The 22814-nt window shown below is 72.1% G+C and carries 11 protein-coding genes; 5 read left to right on the forward strand and 6 right to left on the reverse strand.

Going from position 1 to position 22814, the window contains the following annotated elements; genetic code table 11:
• Positions 1-55: 55 nt before the first annotated feature.
• Positions 56-1897, forward strand: a complete 1842-nt coding sequence (locus tag AB0E24_RS39780) for a stealth family protein (protein WP_359384490.1) — start codon at positions 56-58, stop codon at positions 1895-1897.
• Positions 1870-2925 (forward strand): FkbM family methyltransferase, encoded by a 1056-nt coding sequence (locus AB0E24_RS39785; protein WP_093707071.1) that lies wholly within the window; start codon positions 1870-1872, stop codon positions 2923-2925. Before AB0E24_RS39780 ends, AB0E24_RS39785 begins: the two co-directional genes overlap by 28 nt.
• A 470-nt stretch (positions 2926-3395) precedes the next feature.
• Here the strand turns inward: AB0E24_RS39785 and AB0E24_RS39790 are convergent, their stop codons facing one another.
• Positions 3396-5390: a glycosyltransferase family protein gene (locus tag AB0E24_RS39790; protein WP_359384515.1), complete on the reverse strand. Its 1995-nt coding sequence runs from the start codon at positions 5388-5390 to the stop codon at positions 3396-3398.
• A 344-nt stretch (positions 5391-5734) separates the two neighbouring features.
• Here AB0E24_RS39790 and AB0E24_RS39795 point away from each other — a divergent pair, with 344 nt between their 5' ends.
• Complete coding sequence (locus AB0E24_RS39795) at positions 5735-7762, forward strand: hypothetical protein (RefSeq protein ID WP_359384492.1); 2028 nt, start codon at positions 5735-5737, stop codon at positions 7760-7762.
• 206 nt (positions 7763-7968) lie between these two features.
• Positions 7969-9972, forward strand: coding sequence for a glycosyltransferase (locus AB0E24_RS39800; RefSeq protein WP_359384494.1), 2004 nt, complete (start codon positions 7969-7971; stop codon positions 9970-9972).
• A gap of 35 nt (positions 9973-10007) precedes the next feature.
• On the opposite strand, the gene AB0E24_RS39805 is transcribed toward AB0E24_RS39800, so the two are convergent.
• From AB0E24_RS39805 to AB0E24_RS39815, 3 genes are all read right to left on the reverse strand, one after another.
• Positions 10008-12017 (reverse strand): glycosyltransferase family 2 protein, encoded by a 2010-nt coding sequence (locus tag AB0E24_RS39805; protein ID WP_359384496.1) that lies wholly within the window; start codon positions 12015-12017, stop codon positions 10008-10010.
• Positions 12018-12169: 152 nt separating this feature from the next.
• On the reverse strand, positions 12170-14422 hold the full coding sequence (locus AB0E24_RS39810; RefSeq protein WP_359384498.1) for a bifunctional glycosyltransferase/CDP-glycerol:glycerophosphate glycerophosphotransferase: 2253 nt from the start codon (positions 14420-14422) through the stop codon (positions 12170-12172).
• A 174-nt stretch (positions 14423-14596) separates the two neighbouring features.
• The gene (locus tag AB0E24_RS39815; protein ID WP_069863407.1) at positions 14597-19564 is read right to left on the reverse strand and encodes an NAD-glutamate dehydrogenase; all 4968 of its coding nucleotides are present in this window, start codon (positions 19562-19564) and stop codon (positions 14597-14599) included.
• 454 nt (positions 19565-20018) lie between these two features.
• On the opposite strand from AB0E24_RS39815, the gene AB0E24_RS39820 reads away from it, so the two are divergent.
• Positions 20019-20585: a DJ-1/PfpI family protein gene (locus AB0E24_RS39820; protein ID WP_079260495.1), complete on the forward strand. Its 567-nt coding sequence runs from the start codon at positions 20019-20021 to the stop codon at positions 20583-20585.
• 154 nt (positions 20586-20739) lie between these two features.
• On the opposite strand, the gene AB0E24_RS39825 is transcribed toward AB0E24_RS39820, so the two are convergent.
• Both AB0E24_RS39825 and AB0E24_RS39830 read right to left on the reverse strand, forming a co-directional pair.
• On the reverse strand, positions 20740-21408 hold the full coding sequence (locus tag AB0E24_RS39825; RefSeq protein WP_079257875.1) for an HAD family hydrolase: 669 nt from the start codon (positions 21406-21408) through the stop codon (positions 20740-20742).
• A gap of 45 nt (positions 21409-21453) precedes the next feature.
• Positions 21454-21960, reverse strand: a complete 507-nt coding sequence (locus tag AB0E24_RS39830; RefSeq protein WP_069863403.1) for a DUF6912 family protein — start codon at positions 21958-21960, stop codon at positions 21454-21456.
• Positions 21961-22814: the final 854 nt, after the last annotated feature.

Genomic DNA, 22814 nt, shown 5'->3' on the forward strand with positions numbered 1-22814 from the left:
CCACGGGCCACCGCGCCCGTTCCCGACGTCCCGACGCCTCGACCCAGGACGCACGATGCCCCTCACCGCACCGCCCGCCGCCCCCCGCCCCTGGCTCGCCGACCCGCCGCCGCTGGTGCGCGGATACCGGCGTACGGTCCCGCTGCCGCTGCGCCGTGCGGTCGTGGCCGTAACCGGTCCCGGGTTGCGCAGGTGGGCCATGCGGAGCGTGGGCGGGCTGTCGGCGGCCGCCGGCGCGCTGCGGCTGCGCCGGGCCCGGCGGCGGCTGCGCCGGGCGGGGCTGCTGGCGGGGGCCGACCGGATGGTGATCGCGGGCCGACGCGGCGCCCATGTGGTGACCCTGGTCCCCTCCCCCACCCCGCTGTTCGCACGCGCCGAGAATCTGCGGCTGGTGTGCGAGGCCCTGGACCGGGCGCGGATCGACCACTTCGTGATCCGCTGCTACAGCAATGTGGCCTCGGCCGTGGGCGTCCGGGCCGATCAGCGGGCGGAGGTGGTCCGGGCGCTGTCCGCGCTGTGCGCCGAGGAGGCCGGCTATGTCTCGCAGCCCCCGCGGCGTGGCCGGGCGGCGGGCCAGCCCCGGTTCGGGGGTACGCGACGGGCCTGGCGGCCGCTGGCCGCCGCCCCCGTGGTGCGCTTCACCCGCTTTCACGCCGGGCCGGGCGGACGGCTGGTCCTGGGCCCGGCGCACGGCTGCGACATCGAATTCTGGGAGCCGGGCGGCCAGGCCGGGGAACGGGTGCTGATCTCGCCGCGCTTCAACCGCACCACCGGGTCGGTGCCGCTCGTGGGCGAGCCGGTCCGCGCCCCCGACCAGCTGTTCACCCGGCTCGCCCCGGCCATCGGCTGGCAGCCGGGGCCGCTGGTGCGCACCCGCCCGGAGTTCCTCACCCGGCTGCCGGACGAGGTCCGCTTCCCCATCGACGTCGTCTACACCTGGGTCGACGGCTCCGATCCGCAGTGGCAGCGGCGCCGGGCGGCCCTCGCGGGCGAGGGCTATCACGCCCAGGCGGCCAACGCCGCCCGCTACGCCAACCGGGACGAGCTGCGCTACTCACTGCGCTCGCTGTACATGTACGCCCCCTGGGTGCGCCATATCTATCTGGTGACCGACCGTCAGGTGCCCGACTGGCTCGCCGTCTCGCACCCGGGGATCACCGTCGTGGACCACCACGACATCTTCGACGACGCCGATGTGCTGCCCACCTTCAACTCGCACGCCATCGAGACCCGGCTGCACCACATCGACGGGCTCGCCGAGCACTTCCTCTACTTCAACGACGATGTCTTCCTGGGCTCGCCGGTCACCCCGCAGGACTTCTTCCTGGCCAACGGCGTCTCCAAGTTCTTCCCGTCCCGCGCGCTGATCCCGCTGACCCCCGTGGGCCCCGGCGACGTCCCCGTGTCGGCGGCGGGCAAGAACAACCGGACGCTGCTGGAGGAACGGTTCGGCTCGGCCATCACCCAGAAGATGAAGCACACCCCGCACGCCCTGCGCATCAGCGTCCTCGCCGAGATCGAGAAGGAGTTCCCCGACGCGGTCCGCGCGACCATGGCCAGCCGGGTGCGGTCCACGTCGGACATCTCCGTACCGTCCTCGCTCCACCACTACTACGCGTTCCTGACCGGGCGCGCGGTCCCCGCCCAGCTGCGCTACGACTACTTCGACCTGGCCCAGCCCACCATCCGCACCCGGCTGGCCAAGCTGCTGCGGGCCCGCCACTGCCAGGCGTTCTGCCTCAACGACACGGTCTCCTCCGAGCACGACCTCGAGGACCAACTGGCGTTGGTCCGCCCCTTCCTCGATGCCTACTTCCCCCTCCCCAGCCCGCTGGAGCGGGCCGTCACCCGACAGGAGACGCGGCAGCCATGCCCCTCGCCATCACCCTTCCCCTGAACCCGGACGTCCTCGAGGCGGGCGGGCCGTATCCGCGGGCGCTCAATGTGCTCAGCCGCAAACAGACCGCCGTACAGCGGCAGTTGCGGCGCGCGGGGCTCGCGGGCTACGAGCCGACCACCCAGGCCACCCTGCTGGCCCTGGCCCAGCAGGCGCCCGAGGGCAGCGCGGTGTACGACATCGGCGCGCATATCGGGCTGTACTCGGCGCTGATCAGCGCGGTGTACGGGAACGGCGGGCCGCGGGCCATCGCGTTCGAGCCGACGCCGGAGACGGCCGCGCTGTGCCGCCGGATCCGGGAGTGCAACCGCCTCGGCTTCGAGGTGCAGCAGACCGCGCTTGCCGATGAACCGGGCACCGCCGAGCTGTACTTCTCCCTGAAGTCGGAGTCCTCCAACTCGCTCAACCCGGCCCACCGCCGGCACACCGAGTCGGTCGAGGTGCCGGTCACGACGGTCGACGCCTTCACCGCGGAGCGCGCCCTCGCCCCGCATCTGATCAAGATTGATGTGGAGACCCTCGAGGCCGCGGTGTTGCGCGGGTCGTACGACACGATCCGCCGCCACCGGCCGTGGATCGTCTGCGAACTCCTGCCCGGCGCCGATCACAACGCGCTGCGGACCGCCCTGGCGCCGCTGACCGCCATGGACTACGGCCTCCACCCGATCACCCCGGAGGCGCCCTGGCACCGCTACGACGAGACCACCTACCGGTCCGCGGTGAGCGGCCAGTGCCGCGACTGGCTGCTGGCCCCGCGCCCGCTGACCCCCGCGTTCCACCGGGTGGTGCGGCGGTGGCTGATCGCGATCCTGGCGTGCGACGAGACGACCAACATCATCACCACCGACAAGGCGTCCTTCCCCTACGGCTGGAACGCGCCCTACCGCTCGCCGCGCGGTGCGGCACGGGTCCCCCGTACGAGGCTGCTGCGACTGGCGGGCGCGGCCGCCCTCGCCCGCCGCGCCGTCGTCCCGGCCCGACGATCCCCGGGTGCGCATGCCGCGGGGAGCGGCTCACTACGGGGGTGAGGGCGGGGGCAACGGTGGCCCCGGGGGGCTTGGGTCAGGGGTGGCTCCCGGGGGCTTGGGGCGGGGGTGACGGCCGGGGCTCGGGTGAGCGGTGGGTCCCGGGGGCTCGGGTCAGCGGTGACGGCCGCAGCTTGGGCCAGGGGCGACGGCCGGGGCTCAGGTGAGCGGTGGGTCCCGGGGGCTCGAGTCAGCGGTGGCTCCCGGGGCTTTCGGTCGGCGGTGACCCGCGGGCCCTCGGGAGGCGGGGCGGTTCCGGGGGCACGGGCTCGGCTCTTGCGCGCTGGCGGGTGGCGAGTGGTGGCTTTCCCCACCCCGCCCCTTCCCGAATCAGGGGGCTCCGCCCCCTGCCCCCCGCCGGGGCTCCGCCCCGAACCCCGGAACGGCCCGCCACACAGGCGACCACTGGAATCCTCTGGCAGCAGTGCCCGCCCTCGGGGCCCGGTCAGCGACACATCCCCGGGAGCATCGGTTCAACCCGCGGGCCCCGCCCGCACATAGTGCTCCAGCCGGATGCCGGGCAGGCACAACGAGTACGCCAGTCGGAAGCGCCCGGTCAGCACGGCCGCCTTCACCGGGCGCACCCTCGGCTCATCGGCCGCGATCAGCCATGCCGACCGAGCCCCGCCCAGCCGCCGCAGCAGTTCGGTGGGGCCGACGTCGACCCCGTAGAGCGTGCCGGAGGCGGGGCCGGGGGTGCCCAGCGCGATATCGCGCAGCTCGGCGAGGGGGCGCGGATAGGCGATCGCGATCCGCCGTTCCTTGGGCGGGTCGTACAGCACCGGTTCGCCCGGCCGGGTGAGTCGGCCCACCGCCGCGGCCAGCGCCGCCAGATCGTCCTGACGGCTCAACGGCTGCCGCTCCAACTGGTGCAGCGGAAACTGCCAGACGAAGGCGCAGCCGACCGCGAGGACCCCGGCCGCCACGGCGACCACGGCCGGGCGCCTGCCCACCACGGCACGGCGCCGATCGGCCACCACACCGGCGAGCCCGTCCACACCGGCAAACCGGTCCACCCTCGCTGCGGCCCGACGCCGCGTCACTGCCCGGACCAGCCGCGCCGCCGCTGCCCCAGGCAGCGCGCCCACCCCCACGGCGGGCAGTCGAGCGGCCACGGCTCTGGCCAGCCCGTCAATGCCCAACGGGGCCCGACGCCGCGACGCCGCCCGGGGGCGTCTCACCTTCGCCGGGAGCAGCCGAGCGGCCACCGTCTGGACCCGTCGACCCACCACCCCCACCGCCAGCGCGCGGATTTGCCGACCCACCACCGTCCGGACCTGGCGCCCCGCAACCGCCACCGCCCACCGGCTCCCCACCGTCCCGACCAGCCGGTCCACCCCCGCTGCGGCCAGCAGGGGGATGCCCGGGAGGGTGAAGAGGAGATAGCGCTCGTGGAAGCAGGGGCGGTGGAGGGCGAGCGCGAAGAGGAGGACGGGCGGAACGCAGATCAGGGGCAGGGCCACCGCGGTGAGCGACCGCCACCGGGGGCGGGCCAGGGCGAGCGTGATCAGCAGGAGGTTGATGGCGAGGACGAGCGCGCTGGGGCCCGCGAACTCCTCGACCACCGCCCACAGCCGACCCGGTGTCGGGCGCCGCATCCAGGCGAGCTGCGCGCTCTGCCGCCGGGCCACCACCACCAGCGGCACCACCGCCGCCACCGCCCCGGTCGCCGCGATCCCCCAGCCCTGCCACACCGGGCGCCGGGCGCGTGAGATCAGCAGCGTCAGGGCATGCGCGGCGAGCATAAGTGCCGCGAAGACGTGCAGCAGCGCGGTCACGGCCACCACACCCCCGTACGCCGCCCACCGCCACCCCGTCACGCGGCCCCTCCGGCCCGGCGCCGAGGCGGCCCGCGCCAGGCGGGGCACACCGCCGCGGACCGATACGGCCGAACGGACCCGTGTGCCCGGCCCCGGGCCCGCGTCCCGCCCGGCCAGGCCCGCGACCGACGCCGGACCCCGCGCAGGCCGGTCCGCCCAGTCGGCCTCCACAGCAAACCCGCTCGTCAAAGAGGCCGAACCCGACAAGGACCCGTCAGCCCGGCCCGTCCGCGGGCCAACCCCGGCCGCGGGCACCAGCAGATACGTCGCCCAGGCCGCGCCCGCCGCGACCAGTGCGTAGGAGCGGCCCTCCTGGGCGTAGTGGGTGACCACGGGTGTGGCCGCGTAGAGCAGTCCGGCCCACAGGCCCACTCGCGGCCGGGCCAGGCGGCAGCCCAGGGCGGCGACGAGGGCGGTGGTGGCCACGGCGGCCAGTACGGACGGCAGACGGAGGGTCACCTCGGAGGGGTGCAGCGCCAGCAGCGGGTGCATCAGGACGTAGTAGAGCCCGTGGACGGCGTCCACCGTGCCGAGCGCGTCGCGGATCTGAGGGAGGGTCCGCCGGGCCATCTGGTACGTCGCCGACTCGTCGCGCCACATCGTGCCCCGGTCCAGCCCCCACAGACCCAGCCAGAGCATGACGGCCATCGGTACCACGACCGCCGTCCGCACGGAGATCGCCCGCTTCCGCACGGAGATCGCACCCTTCCGGGCAGAGATCGCATCCTTCCGGACGGATACCGCACCCTTCCAGACGGAGATCGCCCGCCTCCGCGCGGAGACCGCACGCCTCGACACGGAGGTCGCCCGCCTCCGCACGGAGACCGCACGCCTCGACACGGAGGTCGCCCACTTCCGCGCGCCCACGCCCACGCGCCCTCTCACGCGCCCACTCACCCCATCCGCACCGAACGACAACAAAAGGCATAAGTACGACTATTCGCCTACAGTGTGCAGTCAGAACGACTCATCCGCCGCGAAGGGCACGCGTCATGAACCGCCTCGGTATCGAAAGCCCCCGCGGTCTCGTGGCCTTCGCCGCGCTGACCGGGTGTCTGGTGACCATGGCGGTGGCGGCGCTCACCGGGGCCGGAGGGGTCTTCGCCGGGGCCGGGCTGGCCGGCTGCGGCTGTGAGCTGTTGCTGCACCGCACCGCACCGGGGCTGATGGCCCGTCTGGGGCGGCTCCATATGGGTGCCACATCACGCTTCGAGTTCCGCTGCGTATTGCTGCTCCTGCTGCTCGGCCGGCTCCATGTCACCGGCCCCATCGGACTGGCCGCGGCCATGACGCTGGTGCTGTGCCTGCTGGCCGGGCAGGCCCTGCACGCCGCGCTCACCACGCTCATCCGGCGGCGCCGCGCCCTCGCGGTCGCGGCCCGCAACATCGATCTGCGCCGGCTGGACATCAGCGACCGGCCGCCCCGCAGACTCACCGAATGGCCCGGTCAGCGGATCCTGGTCTACGAGCTGTCCGCCCTGCTCGGGCTCACCGCGTCGCTGACGACCGGCGACGCCCGCTGGGTGGTGGCGGCGCTCACCCTGGCCGCCGGATCCTGCCTGATCACGGTGGTGGCGCTGGTTCCATACCTGGTCCGGGCCACCCGCCGACTGCCCGGCCCCGCCGAGGTGCTGGCCGAGGTCGACGCCTGGCTGATCCGGCACCGGCCCCGCACGGTGCTGTACTTCTCCGGTCCGCGCGACCGCGCCCACCAGGTGGCCAGATGGCTCGGGCCGGTGGCCGCGCTGCCCACCCCGTCGCTGGTCATCGTGCGCGAACGGGAACTGCTGGAGGCCCTGGAGCCGACCCCGCTGCCGGTGTTGTGCGTGCCGAGCGCCGCCCATCTGTCGCAGCTGGACCTGGGCGGGGTGCGGGTCGCGCTCTACCCCGCCAACACCGGGCGGAACATCCACCTCCTGCGCATCCCCACCATGCAGCATGTCTTCCTGGCCCCCGGCGACGGCGACGAGTCCGCCGCCGTCGATCCGTACAGCAAGGTCTACGACCAGGTGTGGGTCGCGGGCGAGGCGGGCCGTCGGCGCCATGTCCAGGCCGCCGTCGGCGTCGAGGACGCCGACATCGTCAAGATCGGCCGCCCCCAGCTCGACGGCCTGCGCACCGCCGGAACCGGCCACACCCCCGCGCCCCTGCCCACCGTGCTGTACGCGCCCACCGGTGACGCCGCGTCGGGTGAGCCGATCGTACGGGCGCTGCTGGAGAGCGAACGCCCCGTCCGGCTGCTCTACCGGCCGCATCCCCCCACCGGCCACCGCTCCCCCGAGGCCCGCGCCGCCCACCGCCGTATCGTCGCCCTGATCCACGCCGCCAACGAGCGGCGCGCCGCGGACGCCCTCGCCGGGGAGCCCGACGACACCGAGGCGCCGCGCACCGAGGCCGCCCGCAGCCGCGCCGAACTGACCAAGCGCATCGCCGCGCTGGACGCGCGGCTGCGCCGGGCGGACGCCGACGAGGCCATGCTCACCAGGGATCGCGCCGCACCCGATCCGGCCCTGCTCACCGAGGCCGAGGGGCTGCGCCGGGAGTGGCACCAGGCCCACTGGGCGGCCTCACCGCCCTGGCTGCACCAGGTGGTCGAGGGGGACGCGCCCTGCCTCCACTCCTGCTTCGACCAGGCCGATCTGCTGATCGGCGACCTCTCCGAGGTGGTCGGCGACTTCCTCGCCACCCTCAAGCCGTACGCCCTCATCACCCCGGCAGGGCTCGGCGAGGAGGAATTCCGGCGGCAGAACGTCATGGCAAGGGCGGCCTATCTGCTCGGTCCCGGGGCATCAGGAGTGCACAACCTCCTGCGCCCGCTCTTCGACCCGTGCCTCGACGAGCTGCGCACCGCCCGCCACGAGGTGAAGGAGTTTCTCCTCGGCCCCGCCACACCACCGTCCATCCAGCGCTTCACCGACGCCGTCGACGCGCTCGCCGAGAAGGGCGAGGCGGTCGTCCGGCTGCGTGACCTCCACACGGCCCCGCCGCCCGGCGCCGGACGCTGGTCCGTCACCCGCTAACGAGCCCGCTAACGAGACACCCCGGATGCGCCCGTAGCACCATACGCACCCGGTCGCACGACACCCCACATCTACGTCACCCGGTAGCAGCACATCCCACACCAAGACCTCACCCCAGGCCCGCACCATGAGCTTCCACCCCAGGCCCCGTCCACAGGAGCCCCCCTCCGACGCCTCCTGAGCCCCCCGCACCCCCCGGAGCCAGCATGCCGCGCAATCACCGCCCCGGCCCGCCTCCCCGTGTCAGTGTGATCGTCCCCGCCCGTGACGCCATGCCCGGGATCACCCGGGCCGTCACCTCCGCCATGGAGCAGACCCTCGGGCTCAGCCGCCTCGACATCATCGCCGTCGACGACGGATCGGCCGACGGCACCGCGGAGGAGCTGGACCGGCTCGCCGCCGGCTGCCCCTCGCTCCATGTCGTGCGCAACGCCCACCCCTGCCGCGGCGGCGCCGGCGGACCCCGCAACACCGGACTGGCCCACGCCACCGGCGACTTCGTCTTCTTCCTGGACGCCGACGCCCGCCTGGCGCCCGACGCGCTGCGCCGCATGGTCGCGATGGCCGACCAGAACGGCACCGATGTGGTCCTGGGCAAGATGGTCTCCGCGGACGGACGCGGCGTGCCCAAGGCGGTCTTCCGCCACAACCAGCTGCGCACCGACGCCCACAGCTGCCACGCCTACGCCACCCTGGAGCCCTGCAAGCTCTTCCGCCGTTCCCTGATCGAACGGCTCCGACTGCGCTTCCCCGCCCACCTCCACCACGGCGAGGGCAAGCCCTTCACCGCGGCCGCCTATCTCAACGCCTCCGGGATCTCCGTCGTCGCCGACTACGACTGCTACCACCTGGGCCCTGGCCGCGCCTCCCCGGGGCTGGCCGACCGTGTCGAGGCCATGCGGCCGCTGTTCGAGACCGCCGCCCGGCACACCCGGCCCGGCATCCGCCGCGACACGGTCATGCGCCACCACATCCGGCGGGAGCTGTGCCCGGCGCTGCGCGCGCTGGCGCGCGAGGACGAGACCGAGGCCCGCGACCGGTTCCTGCCCGAGCTGCGGCGATGGGCGCTGGCCCACTGCTCCGACGCGCTCTTCCCCACCCTCAGCGCCCCCGAGCGGCTGATGGTCCATCTGCTGCGCGCCGGCCGCTTCGACGATCTGCTGTCCGTCGTGCGCAACGCCAAACGGGACGCCCGGTGCGGCCATCTCGTCGAGAAGGGCAGCGTCTACTGGCTCCACCCGTTCTTCCGTGACCCCGACGCCGAGGTCCCCGACGCCTGCTTCGACGTCACCGACCGGCTGCCGGTCCGCCACCACCTCGCGGGCGCCGGCTGGCACGGCCGCAGCACTCTGCGGGTGCGCGGCCGGGCGGCCATCGACGGGCTGGCGGCCGACCCCGAGGAGGACCGCGCCGAACTGGTGCTGCGCCGCCGCGAGGCCCGGGACGAGGTGCGGATCCCGGTGGAGGCCACGGCGGAGGACGACCCCGCCCAGTTCGCGGCGGACGTGGACATCGCCGCGGGCGACGGCGGCACCCCGCTGCGCCCCGGCGTCTGGGACGTCTTCCTCGACGTCCGCGCCCAGGGCATCAGCCGCACCGTGCGGTTCGGCAACCGCCATGACGACGGCCTCGACATCGGCACCGCGCGCCGGGTGGTGGCCGCGGGGCCGGGGCTTCGGGCCCGGGTCACGCCGTACTTCACCAGCCCGTACCGCAATCTCTCCCTGGACATCGGCCCGGCCCCGCGGGGCGCGCCCTGCGAGGTCACCGAGGCGGTGTGGCACCCGTCGGACAAGGGCACCCTGGTGGTCGCCGGACGGCTGCTGCCGCCCGGCACCCCGGCGCGCGGGCGGCTGCTGCGGCTGCGCGCCGAGCACACCGACGGACGGGTCCTGGACCATCCGGTGCGGTTCGCCGCGGGGCATCCGGCGGGCGCCTTCACCGCCCGGCTGCCGGTGCGGGACCTGGGCCGCGGCCGGTGGACGGTGACGCTCGCCGTCGTCGGCCCCGGCGACCAGGCCCCGGGGCGCACCGCGCCCGCCGCGCCCGTACCGCCGCCCGCCCGGCTGCCCGGCGCCCGCTGGGTGCGCCGCGGCCGTCCGTACTACGCCAAGCCGCTCATGGGGCGCGGCGAGGTCACCCTGGAGCTGCGGGTGGCCCCGGTCCGGCTGCTCGCCGCGGTGCGCAACCGGCTGCGGCTCAACAGCTGACCGGCACGGCGGCGGCCCTGGGACGAAGGCCGCTGTCACGACCACAGCCGTCGCCGCACACCCGTGACGACCTTGATCGGGGCCACCTCCAGGCAGAGGGCCCGCCCCGGGCCCAGGGCCACCGGTTTGGCGTAGTACGGACGGCAGCCGAAGCGGAGCCAGCGGGTCGCGGCCAGCCGGTCGAAGTACGGCACGATCGCGGTGCGGCGCGGTGTGTCCTCGTCCGGGCCGTCCATGATCAGCTTCAGCGTCCAGCAGCCCGCTCCCAGCCTGCCCACCGGCAGCCGGGCGGTGAACACGGTCGAGGAGCCGCCCTGCTCACAGCGCACCAGCAGCTCGTGCACCGCGCCCGTCCCCGTCTCGGCGCGCAGCCGCAGCGTCCCGCCGTCCCGCATGGCCTCCTCGGTCAGCCGCCCGCCGACCACCAGGGTGTTGCGGGTGCGCCAGATGGTCCGGAGCACCTGGCAGGGCGGATCGAGGGGATGGGCCACCTCGCCGACGTCGAGCGAGAGATTCCCGTACGGGGTGAAGTACGGCACCACCACCACGCGCCCCTGGGACGTGGTGACGCCACGCCGGGACGGATGGGTGACCTCACCGCCCTCGCGCCGGTTGCCGAACCGCACCGTGCGGCACACGCCCTGGGCGCGGACGTCCAGGTGGATGTTCCACAGCCCCCGCTCCAGCGGGGCGCCTCCATCAGCGGTGGCCGGGTCGATCTCGGCGGTGAAGCCCGCCATCTCGTACCGCCGTCCCTCCCCGGGCAGCGGATGGGCGGAGAGACACGCCGTGGTGGGCACCCGCACCTCGGGGCGGTCGGACCGGTACTTGCGCAGCACGATCTCGGTGGCCGGGTCGAGGGAGTCCACGTCCTCGATATAGGCGTGGCCGGCCAGCCGCAGCACCCCGCCCTGCCAGTTCGCCGCCTCCAGATGGTGCTGGACCGGCAGCTGGTCGGTCACGTCGAAGCAGACGTCGGGGACGGCGGCGGTGTGGTCCCGCAGATACGGATGGAGCCAGTAGACCCGGCCCTTGTCGACGAGATGGCCGCGCCGCCCGTCCTGTTCGGCGTTCCGGGCCACGGTCAGCACATCGTCGAAGCGGTCGGCGCGCAGCAGATGGACCAGCAGCCGGTCGGGGGCGGCGAGCCGCTGGAAGAGGGCGTCGGTCACCCAAGTCGTCGCCCAGTGGCGGAACTCCGGGAAGAACCGCTCCCGCGCGTCCTCCTCGCTCTCGCGGGGCAGCAGGGCGCGCAGCGGACCGCACAGCTCCCACTCCACATGGCGGCGCATGATCTGGTCCCGGCGCGGGCCCGGCTCCAGATAGCGGGCCACCGTCTCGAAGCACAGCCGGGTGCCGTCCATGCGGTGGGCGAGACCGGAAGCGGTGAGGGTGAGGTTGTTGCGGTTCTCGCGGTAGCGGACGTAGTAGCAGTCGTAGTCGGCGACCACGGAGATCCCGGAGGCGTTGAGGTAGGCGGCCGCGGTGAACGGCTTGTCCTCGCAGTTGCGGTAGGGCGGGAAGCGCAGTCGCAGCCGCTCGATGAGGGAGCGCCGGAACAGCTTCCACGGGCCCAGGGTCAGATAGGCGTGGGAGGAGAAGACGTCCGTACGGGGCTGGTTGTGCTGGAAGACGGCCCGGGGCACGGCCCGTCCGCCCACGGAGGCGATTTTGCCGAGCACGATGTCGGTGCCGTTGGCGTCGGCCATGGCGACCATGCGGCGCAGCGCGTCCGGCCCGAGATAGTCGTCGGAGTCGAGGAAGAAGACGAAGTCGCCCCGGGCGTGGTCCAGTCCGGTGTTGCGGGGGACGCCCGCGCAGCCGGAGTTCTCCTGGTGGATCACATGGAGCGCGGGGCAGGTGCGGGCCAGCCGCTCCAGCTCCTCGCCGGTGCCGTCGGTCGAACCGTCGTCCACCGCGATGATCTCGACCCGGTCCTGGCCCAGGGTCTGGTCCATCGCGGAGGTGACGGCCCGGGTCAGCTCCGGCAGGGCGTTGTAGGCGGGGATGATCACACTGACACGAGGTCGGGACAGAGCGGACATGACGGCCTCCTGACTCCGGGCTCTCGACGGGGCGGGGTCACTCGGCGGGCTCGGCGGACCCGGGACGGGGAACGTGTGGCGGCTCGGGGGTCACTCGGCGGGTCGGCGACGGGGACCACGGGGCGGATCGGGGGCGTCCGGCAGCCAGGGGATCATTCGGTGAGGACGCCGCCGCCGCGCGGCTCCGCCGGGGCGCTGTCGGCCAAGGGCCGCACCTGGGGCACGGGCGGAACGGGAAGGGCCGTCTCGTCCTGGCCGAGCATCAGGGTCCGTACCACCCGCTCGGCCGCGTGGCCGTCGTCGAACGGGCAGAAGCGGGCCCGGAAGGCGGTGCGCAGCGCGGTCGCGTCCGCGTCGCACCAGCGGCCCTCGCGGAAGATCTCCACCAGCTCCCGCTCGGTGCGGGCGACGGCACCCGGGGTCTCGCCGGGGGACCCCGAGAGCAGGTCGAAGTAGACGCCGCGGGAGGACCGGTAGATGTCCCAGTCGTCGGCGTAGATCACGACGGGGCGGTCCAGCAGGGCGTAGTCGAACATCATCGACGAGTAGTCGGTGATCAGTGCGTCGGCCGCCAGGCACAGCTCCTCCACCGACCGGTGGCGCGAGACGTCGATCACCAGTCCGGCCTCCTGGAGCCGGGTCAGATCGTCCTGCGGCCGGTAGGAGTAGTGGGCCCGCACCAACAGCGTGGTCCGCGGGCCGAGTTCACGGCTGAGCCGCTCCAGATCCAGCCGGGGGGTGAACCCCTTCTGGTAGTCACGGAGGGTGGGCGCGTAGAGAAGGGCGGTGTTCCCGGCCGGGATTCCCAACTCCCCGCGAATACGCCGGATATCGTCCCCGGAAGCCGTGAAGAAGACGTCATTGCGCGGATATCCGTACTCCAGCAGCCGGTACTCGGCGGGATAGACCCGCTCCCAGATCTGGCTGGAGTGCGGATTGGCGGAGAGGGCGAAGTCCCAGCGGTCGATGCGCCTGAGCAGATTGCCGAAGCTCATCCCTCCCGCGGCGGCGGGATAGCGCTGCTGGTCGAGCCCCATGCATTTGAGCGGGGTGCCGTGGAAGGTCTGCACATGCACCGTGCCCGGCCGTTTCACCACCTCATTGGGGAAGTTGACGTTGTTGATGAGGTATTTCGCACGGGCCACGGTGCGGTAGTAGTCGCGGGTGCCGGTGACGACGTAGTCGACGCCTTCGGGAAGGGATTCGATCTCCGACTTCTTGACCGCCCACACCCCCCGTATCTCCGGTGCCAGCTCCCGCGCCTTGTAGTAGATCGCCCCCGGATTGCACAGCACCCCACGGCCCCAGTACGCGGAGTAGACGGCCAGTTCGGGGTCGACCGGCCGCTGCCGGTGCAGCCGGTACAGGCCCGCCTTGGCGCGGGCGGCCAGCGGCGGCCGGACGGTGCGGCGCAGCTTACGGGCCCCGGCGGCCGCCCGTATCGCCAGTTCACGCTCCCGGTAGCGGAGGAAGGAGCCGGACGCCAGCGCCTCGAAGCGCCACCGGCCCTCGACCGGCGGGGTGAACCCGGCCGGGAGATGGGCGCGGTACCACTCGGCGGCCCGGGCGAAGAAGCGCGGCCGATCCGCCGTCGCCACCCGGGAGGTCCGGTCCAGGCAGAACAGGAAATGCGATACGGCCCGTTCGAAGAGCAGCGGGCGCAGCGGAGCCAGCTGCGGGCGGTCGTCCAGGAAGTCGAAGAGCCGGGCGTACTGCCGGAAGATGATGAAGTGCTTCTCGCCGGGGCTCGCCGTACTGGCCCCGACCCGCCGCTGCCGGTATTCCAGACCCACCAGGTCCACACACGCTATTCGGCGGGCCGTGAGCATCGTCTTGTACGAGAGCAGGGCGTCCTCGTAGATGCCCTCGCTGAACGCGAAGCCATGGCGGGTGTAGAAACCCCGGTGGTAGACGCGATTGGATGACATCGCGAAGATCCGCAGGAATTCCGGGCGTTCGACGGCGGAGAAGACATCGGTCCCCGCGGAGGCCAGCAACTCCCCGAAGAGACTGGGGGCCCGGCGCTCCGACCAGTAGGTGCGGACGTGGTTGAAGTAGAGGATCTCCGGGTCATGGGTGAGGGCGAGCCGGTCGGCGAGACCCTGGAGGGTGCCCGGGGCGAGGGTGTCATCGCCGTCCAGGAAGAGCAGATAGTCCCCGCCCGCCCGCTCCACACCGGCGTTACGTGCCCGGCCGGGACCGGAGTTGACCCGCTGGTGCACGGGCACGACCCGGCTGTCGCGCGCCGCGTACGCGTCGATGATCGCGCCGCAGTGGTCCGGTGAGCGGTCGTCGACGGCGACCACCTCGAGATCCGGATACGACTGCGTCAGCACGGAGTCCAGACAGGCGCTCAGATAGCCCTGGACGCGATAGGCGGCGATGACGATGGTGAAGCGGGGCATAAGGCTCCTCGGGACGCGATGGCGGTTCGAGGCGCGAAGCACTCACTGACCACCCACGCTAGGTGGGTTCGTCCCGGTATGCCCGCTCGGTCGATTGAGGGGCGCCCAAGCGGGTGACAAACGCCCCCGGCGGACATGAAGTCCACCGGGGGCGCGGAGGCCGTGCGGTGCGCGTCAGATGTGCGTGCGCAGCAGCGTCCGCATCGTCCGCATCGCGACCGACAGATTGGCCAGGTCGAAGGTCTCCGACGACTGGATCTCATCGAGCGTGGTGCGGGCTCGCTGGAGGATCGCGGCGTTCTTCTCCTCCCACGCCTTGAAGCGCTGCTCGGGCGTGAAGCCGCCGTTGCCCACCGACAGCACATCGGCGGTCAGCGCGGCCTGGGCCGCGTACAGGTCCTCGCGGATGGAGACCCGGGCCATGGACTGCCACCGGTCGGCGCGCGGCAGTTCGATGATCCGGTCCATCAGCTGGCTGATCCGCAGCCGGTCGGCCAGGTCGTAGTGGACCTCGGCGACCGACAGCGGCTCCTTGCCGGTGCGGTCCGCGATGGCGACGATGTCCAGCGCCGGGAAGGTCGAGGAGAAGCCCGCCACCCGGGTGGCCAGGTCCTCCGGGACGTTCGCCCCGGTCAGCTCGTCGTAGATCCGCTGGTACCACTCGATGTCGGAGCCGCGCAGCAGCTTGGGCAGCTGGGCCCGGACCGTGCCGACCCGCTCCGCGAAGAAGTCGATGGTCTCGTCGAGCGCCAGCGGCTGCGGCCGATTGTTGAGCAGCCAGCGGGTGCCGCGCTCGACCAGCCGCCGCGAGTGCAGCCGCATCCTGGTCTGGATATCGGCGGCGACGACCGTGTCCAGCGCCTCGACCTCGTCCCACACCTGGTTCAGCTCGAAGATCGCGCGGGCCGCGGTCTGGGCGCGCACGACCTCCTCGGTGGAGGCCCCGGTCTCCTCCCGCATCCGGTGCAGGAAGGTCGTACCGGCGCTGTTGACGGTGTCGTTGACCAGCACGGTGGTGACGATCTCGCGCCGCAGGGCGTGGCCGTCGATGTGCTCGGGGAACCGCTGGCGCAGCGCCTGCGGGAAGTACGCGTGCAGCAGCCGCTGGAGGTACGGATCGTCGGGCAGCCCGGTGGCGATCAGCTCATCGGCCACCGTGATCTTGACGTAGGCGAGCAGTACGGCCAGTTCGGGCTGGGTCAGCCCGCGCCCGGATGAGAGCCGCTCACGGATCTGGCGGTCGGTGGGCAGGAACTCCAGCGCCCGGTCCAGCCGGCCCTCCCGGCCCAGGCGGCGCATCAGCCGCTGGTGGGCGTGGAGCAGGCTGGGGGCCTGGGCGGCGGAGTTGGCCAGGGCCACGTTCTGCGCGTAGTTGTTGCGCAGCACCAGCGCGCCGACCTCGTCGGTCATCTCGGCGAGCAGCTTGTTGCGCTGCTTGACCGTGAGGTCTCCCTCGGTGACCAGGGCGTTGAGCAGGATCTTGATGTTCACCTCATGGTCGGAGGTGTCCACACCGGCGCTGTTGTCGATCGCGTCGGTGTTGATCCGGCCGCCGTTGAGGGCGAACTCGATCCGGCCCAGCTGGGTCAGGCCCAGGTTGCCGCCCTCGCCGACGACCTTGACCCGCAGATCCTGGCCGTCCACCCGGATCGCGTCATTGGCCTTGTCGCCGACATCGCCGTGCGACTCGGTGGACGCCTTGACGTAGGTGCCGATGCCGCCGTTCCACAGCAGGTCCACCGGGGCCTTGAGGATCGTCTTCATCAGATCGGCCGGGGTCATCTTGGTGACCCGCTTCTCGATGCCCAGCGCGGCCCGCACCTGCGGGGTGATCGGGATGGACTTGGCCCTACGGGGGTGGATGCCACCGCCCGCCGACAGCAGCTCGGCGTCGTAGTCCTCCCACGAGGAGCGCGGCAGCTCGAAGAGGCGGCGGCGCTCGGCGTAGGAGGTGGCCGCGTCCGGGTTGGGGTCCAGGAAGATATGCCGGTGGTCGAAGGCGGCGATCAGCCGGATGTGCTCGCTCAGCAGCATCCCGTTGCCGAACACATCGCCGGACATGTCGCCGACGCCCACGACCGTGAAGTCCTGGGTCTGGGTGTCATGGCCCAGCTCGCGGAAGTGGCGCTTGACCGACTCCCACGCGCCGCGGGCGGTGATGCCCATGCCCTTGTGGTCGTATCCGGCGGAGCCGCCGGAGGCGAAGGCGTCCCCGAGCCAGAAGCCGTACGACTGGGCCACGTCGTTGGCGATGTCGGAGAAGGTGGCGGTGCCCTTGTCGGCGGCGACGACGAGATAGGTGTCCTCACCGTCGTGGCGGACCACGTCCTTGGGCGGCTCGACCTGCCCGGCCACCATGTTGTCGGTGATGTCGAGCAGACCGGAGATGAAGGTCTTGTAGCAGGCGATGCCCTCGGCCATCCAGGCGTCACGGTCGACGGACGGATCCGGCAGCCGCTTGCCGACGAAGCCGCCCTTGGCGCCCACCGGCACGATGACCGTGTTCTTCACCATCTGCGCCTTGACCAGGCCGAGGATCTCGGTACGGAAGTCCTCACGCCGGTCGGACCAGCGCAGGCCCCCGCGCGCGACCTTGCCGAACCGCAGATGCACACCCTCCACGCGCGGCGAGTAGACCCAGATCTCGAACGCCGGGCGGGGCGCGGGCAGATCCGGCACGGCCTGCGGATCGAGCTTGATCGACAGGTACTCGTGCGGCTTGCCGTCCCCGTTCATCTGGAAGTGATTGGTCCGCAGAGTGGCCTTGATCAGGGTGAGGAAGGAGCGCAGGATGCGGTCCTCGTCCAGCGAGGCCACCTGGTCCAGCGCCGCGTCCAGCTCCTCAAGCAGGGCGTCGGTCAGCTCCAGGCCCGCCCGCTGCCGCTCCGGCGACATCCGCGCCTCGAAGAGGGACACCAGCAGCCGGGTGGTGTGCACATTGTTACGGAGGGTGTCCTCCATGTACGACTGGCTGAAGGTGGACCCGGCCTGCCGCAGATACTTGGCGTAGGCCCGCAGCACCATCGCCTGCCGCCAGTCAAGACCCGCGCCCAGCACCAGCTGGTTGAAGTTGTCGCTCTCGGCCAGACCGGTCCACACCGCGGCGAACGCGTTCTGGAAGCGCTCACGGGCGTCGTCGGCGAGGGACTCGCCCTCGCGCAGGGGCAGCCGCAGCCCGAAGTCGTAGACCCAGGCGGTGGTCCGGTCCGAGCAGCGCAGCTCGTACGGGCGCTCGTCCACCACCTCGACGCCCAGGGTGTTGAGCACCGGGAGCACCGCGGACAGCGAGATCTGGGCCCCGGCCCGGTAGATCTTGAAGCGGCGCTCGGCGTGGGCCGCGCCCACCGGCTCGTACAGGCTGAGCGCGAAGTCCTTCTCGCCGCCCTTCAGCCGCTCCAGGTGCTGGAGGTCGGCGACGGCGCCGCGTGGGGTGTGGTCCGCCTTGTACCCCTCGGGGAAGGCGTGCTGATAGCGGCGGAGCAGCTCGGCGGCGCGCTCCTCGCCGACCTCGGAGACCAGCGCCTCGGCGAAGCCGTCGGCCCAGGAGCGGGCGGCCTCGATCAGCCGGGTCTCGATCCGCTCCACATCGGCGTCGGTGAGATCGGGCAGCTCGGTGCCCGGCTGGACGCGGACCACGAAGTGCAGCCGGGAGAGCACCGACTCGGTGTGCAGGGCGGTGAAGTCGACCGGCGGGCGGCCGCTCAGCTCCTCCAGCAGGATGTCGGTCAGCCGCAGCCGCACATCGGTGGTGAAACGATCGCGCGGAAGGTAGACCAGCGCGGAGTAGTAGCGCCCGTACTCGTCCTGGCGCAGGAACAGCCGCAGCCGGCGGCGCTCCTGGAGGTAGAGCACGCTGGTCACGATCGAGCGGAGCTGGTCGACCGGGGTCTGGAACAGCTCATCGCGCGGATAGGTCTCCAGGATCTGGAGCAGGTCCCGGCCGTCGTGGCTGTTGGCCGCGACGCCCGCGCCCGCGAGCACCTCGTCGACCTTGCGGCGGATGACCGGGACCCGGCGCACCGACTCGGTGTACGCGGCGGAGGAGAACAGCCCCAGGAAGCGGCGCTCACCGATCACATTGCCCTCGGCGTCGAACTTCTTCACGCCGATGTAGTCGAGGTACGAGGGGCGGTGGACGGTGGCGCGGCTGTTGGCCTTGGTGAGCACCAGCAGCTTGCGCTCGCGCGCCTTGGCGCGGGCATCGGCCGGAAGCCGGTTGAAGGACGGCGACACCGGGGTCCCGGAGCCCCCCTGGGGGCTCTGGTCGGGGTCCTTGTGCTGCGGGTCGGAGCGGAGGATGCCGAGGCCGGTGCCGGGCACCGCGGTCAGCACGTCCTCCTCGCCACCGGCCTCGGTGGGGACCTGCGTCAGCTCGTACTCGCGGAAGCCGATGAAGGTGAAGTGGTCGTCCGCGAGCCAGCGCAGCAGCTCACGGGCCTCCTCCACCTCCTCCTGGCGGACCTCGGCGGCCTTGGGCTCCTCCGGCAGGCCCTCGGCGATGCGCAGCGCGGACTCGCGCATCTTCTCCCAGTCCTCGACGGCCTCGCGGACATCGGACAGGACGCGCAGAAGATCGGCGGTGATCTGCTTCAGATCGCCGCGGTCGGTCTCGCGATCGGTTTCGACATGGATCCAGGACTCCACGACCGCGTCATGCGGAAGCTCTTTCCGGGTCGCGCCGTTCGCGGGGAGATCCAGCAGCTCGATCAGCTTGCCGGTGATGTCACGGCGCACGATCACCTGTGGATGGATCACGACATGGATGCCGCGCCCCTGGCGGGTGAGCTCATTGGTGACCGAATCGACCAAAAACGGCATATCGTCCGTGACCACTTCGACCACGGAGTGGCTGCACGTCCAGCCGTGCTCCTCGACGGTCGGCGTGTGCACACGGACGTTCGCCGTGCCCTGAGGACGCACCTCGGCGAGCCGGTAGTGGGAGAGCGCCGCCCCGAAGACATCGACCGGGTCGCGATCGGCGAGGTCCTCCGGAGGCGTGTGCAGGTAGTAGTGCTGGAGGTATGCGGTCAGGGTTTCCGGTCCTGGGCCCTGCACCGGTTGCCCCCCGGCAGGGCTGTTCTCAGCTACCCGCGCGGCCCGTTCGAGCAACTCGGCCTTGGCTTCGTCCAGCTTGGTCTGCATGTCCTCTGGCTCCTGTCGCGCGCCGTTGCGTGACATCGATTGCGGTGGCATGACGCCGCGACGCGAAAAATCCGGTCGTGAACGACGGTATGCCGGATCGGGAAATGGCCGGGGCGTACTCGGCCGTAAGTGACCAAGACCCCACACGCCACAGGTCAGCGGCGGCTCGAGCCCGGGGCCCGTGGGGCGCCGGGCGCGGAGCGAGGGCCTCATTGCCCTCACGGACTATCGCGCTGATCACGCAGTAAGGCTATCGCTCCTCCCCAGGGGGTCGTCATGAGCCGTTCGTGTACAAAACCGGGCCCTGAAGTTTGACGAAATGGACAGCGACCGCGAGGCGCGCGCGCCGCGATGATGCGCCGCTCACGCCCTCTTGGCAAAGCGCGGGCGCGGATGCACCGTGATCTGGACGGTGGTAAGCACGGTGGTAACCGTGGACCTGGAGGTGGGCGGCATGGCTGCGAAGATCCTGCTGGTGACCGGCGACGCGGCCGAATCGCTGGAGGTGCTCTACCCCTACCAGCGGCTGCGCGAGGAGGGGTACGAGGTCCATATCGCGGCCCCGAGCCGCAAGACGCTGCGGCTCGTGGTCCACGACTTCGAGGAGGGCTTCGACACCTACACCGAGAAGCCGGGCTATACGCTCCCCGCCGACCTCGCCTTCTCCGAGGTCGACCCCGGGCAGTACGCCGCCCTGGTGATCCCCGGCGGCCGGGCCCCGGAGTACCTGCGCAACGACCCCGAGCTCCGCAAGATCTGCAAGGCGTTCTTCGACGCGGACAAGCCGGTGGCGCAGATCTGCCACGGCCCGCTGCTGACGGCGGCCGTGGGCGGTCTGAGCGGGCGGCGGGTCACCGCGTATCCGGCGCTGGAGCCGGATATGCAGGCGGCGGGGGCGGAGTACCAGGACGCGGAGGTCGTGGTCGACGGCACGCTGATCTCGTCGCGGGCGTGGCCGGACCATCCGGCGTGGATGCGGGAGTTCCTGGCGGTGCTGCGGGTCAAGGCGCCGGTGGTGTGAGATGGCGTGAGGTGAGGTGCCCGCGCGTGACGGGAGCGGGGACGCTGCCGCGAGGGCGTACGGAGGCGTGAGAGGGAGGGCGCACGAAGCACCGCAAGGGCCTGAGGCAGACTGCCTCGGAGCCCGGGACGGGCTCCGGCCCTTTACTCGTCGGTCATTCGTCGACCATGCGCTCGGCCTTCTGCACGGCCTCCTCGAGCGTGTCCACGATCGGCACCCCGGCCGCCTCCAGGCTGGTCCGGCTGTGCGAACCGCCTGTGTAGAGCACGGCCCGCGCCCCCACGTGCCGCGCCGCCACCGCGTCGTCCAGGGCGTCCCCGATCACCACCATCCGCCGCGGCGACACCCCTTCGAGCGCGGCGATATGGCGCATCATCTGCTCGGCCTTACCGACGTTGCTCTGGCCGACGCGGCCGTCCACCCGGACGAAATGGCTCTCGATGCCATGCGTCCGCACCAGGGGAAGCAGATACTCATGCGGGGCCAGTGAGCACAGCGACTGGGTGAGGCCCGCCTCCTGCCACTCGGTGAGCAGCCGCCGGGCGCCGATCGCCAGCCCGGCGCTCTCGGCCAGCGCCCAGTAGTGCCGGTGGAACGCCTCGTCCATGACCTCCCACTCCGCGTCGGTGGGCAGCCGGCCCATGAGCCGCTCGTAGAAGCGGGGCACCGGGACGCAGTACAGGTCGCGATAGCGCTCGAGGGTGATCGGCGGCAGCCCGATCTCCTGGAACGAGGCGTTCGTCGCCGAGATCACGGCGTCGATGTCGTGGAGCAGTGTGCCGTTCCAGTCCCAGACGAGATGCGTCACATGATTCTTCCCCATCCCACGACCGTACCCGGAGGGTCGGACGCCGGGCATCGACGGGCATCACTCGATGAGGTTGGGGATCTCCTGGGTGGCGTACCAGAGCAGCTCATGGTCCTCGGCGCCGTCCACGGTGAACTGCGCGTCGTCGTCCCCGAGGTCCGCCGCGCCCAGCGCGTCGGCGGCCGCGGAGATGTCCCGCTCGGCGTCATCGGCGTCCAGGTGCACGGCGGCGGCCTTCGCCAGCGGTATGGCGGCCTCGATCCGCACCTCGCCGAGCGCGGACTGGTCCAGCCCCCGGTCCGGGTCGGCGACCGCCTGCCCGTCGGGCACGTCCACGGCCACCACGGCCCGCCTGCGGGGCGCCCGCGGGTCGACGGCCAGCAGCCGCAGCGACGCCTGCGCGGCCCGGCTCAGCGCCGCGTACTCCAGCTCCTCGATGTCGTCGGACAGATACCACTCGCGGAGCGCGGGGGTGACCGCGTAGGCGGTCAACGGCGCCGGCCCCAGTTGGCCCTCCTTGTACGCCTCGGCGAGACCGGAGAGGGTCAGGGGGACGTAGACGCGCATGTCTGCCGCTTTCATCAGAGACCGATAGGCCCCCAGCATACGATCGCCCGTCCCCTCCCCGAACCTTCTGGAAAGGACCGCTGGTCCCCTTTCGGAGGACAGGTCGGGACGGGCCCGCGCAAAGACGCGAATGAGCCGCACTCGAGCCGATGACCAGGCCCGATGAATGGCCGCATGCCCCGGATAGGTGAACCGCGATGTGGGCGCGAAGGGGGCCGGGCGCCGATTGCGGAGGCCGGAAAACCGCCGGTAGAAGACTTTCCGACGAAAGCTACCGCCCGGTATTCCACCGGGCCGCGGAGAACGGGGCGAGCAGCATGGGTGAGGGCGTCCGGGCGACGAACCGGTCCACGAACCGGGCCACGACAGCCGGTGAGGCCGCACGACCGACCGCGGCCGGTGAGGCCGTACGGCGGACCACGGCCGGGGAAGCCGTACGGCGGACCGCGACCGGAGAAGCCGCACGGCGGACCGCGACCGGAGAAGCCCTACAACGGACCACGACCGGGGAAGCCCTACGGCGGACCGCGACCGGGGAAGCCGCACCACCGACCACAGCCCGGGAAGCCCCACGACCGACCGCAGCCCGGGAAGCCGCACCACCGACCGCGGCCGGGGAAGCCCTACGACGGACCGCGACCGGGGAAGCCGCACCACCGACCACAGCCCGGGAAGCCCCACGACCGACCGCAGCCCGGGAAGCCGCACCACCGACCACAGCCAGGGAAGCCCTACCACCGACCACGGCCGGAGAAACCGCACCACCGACCACAGCCAGGGAAGCCCTACCACCGACCACGGCCGGAGAAACCGCACCACCGACCACAGCCAGGGAAGCCCTACCACCGACCACA

The sequence above is a fragment of the Streptomyces malaysiensis subsp. malaysiensis genome, assembly GCF_040653035.1.
Taxonomy (GTDB): domain Bacteria; phylum Actinomycetota; class Actinomycetes; order Streptomycetales; family Streptomycetaceae; genus Streptomyces; species Streptomyces malaysiensis.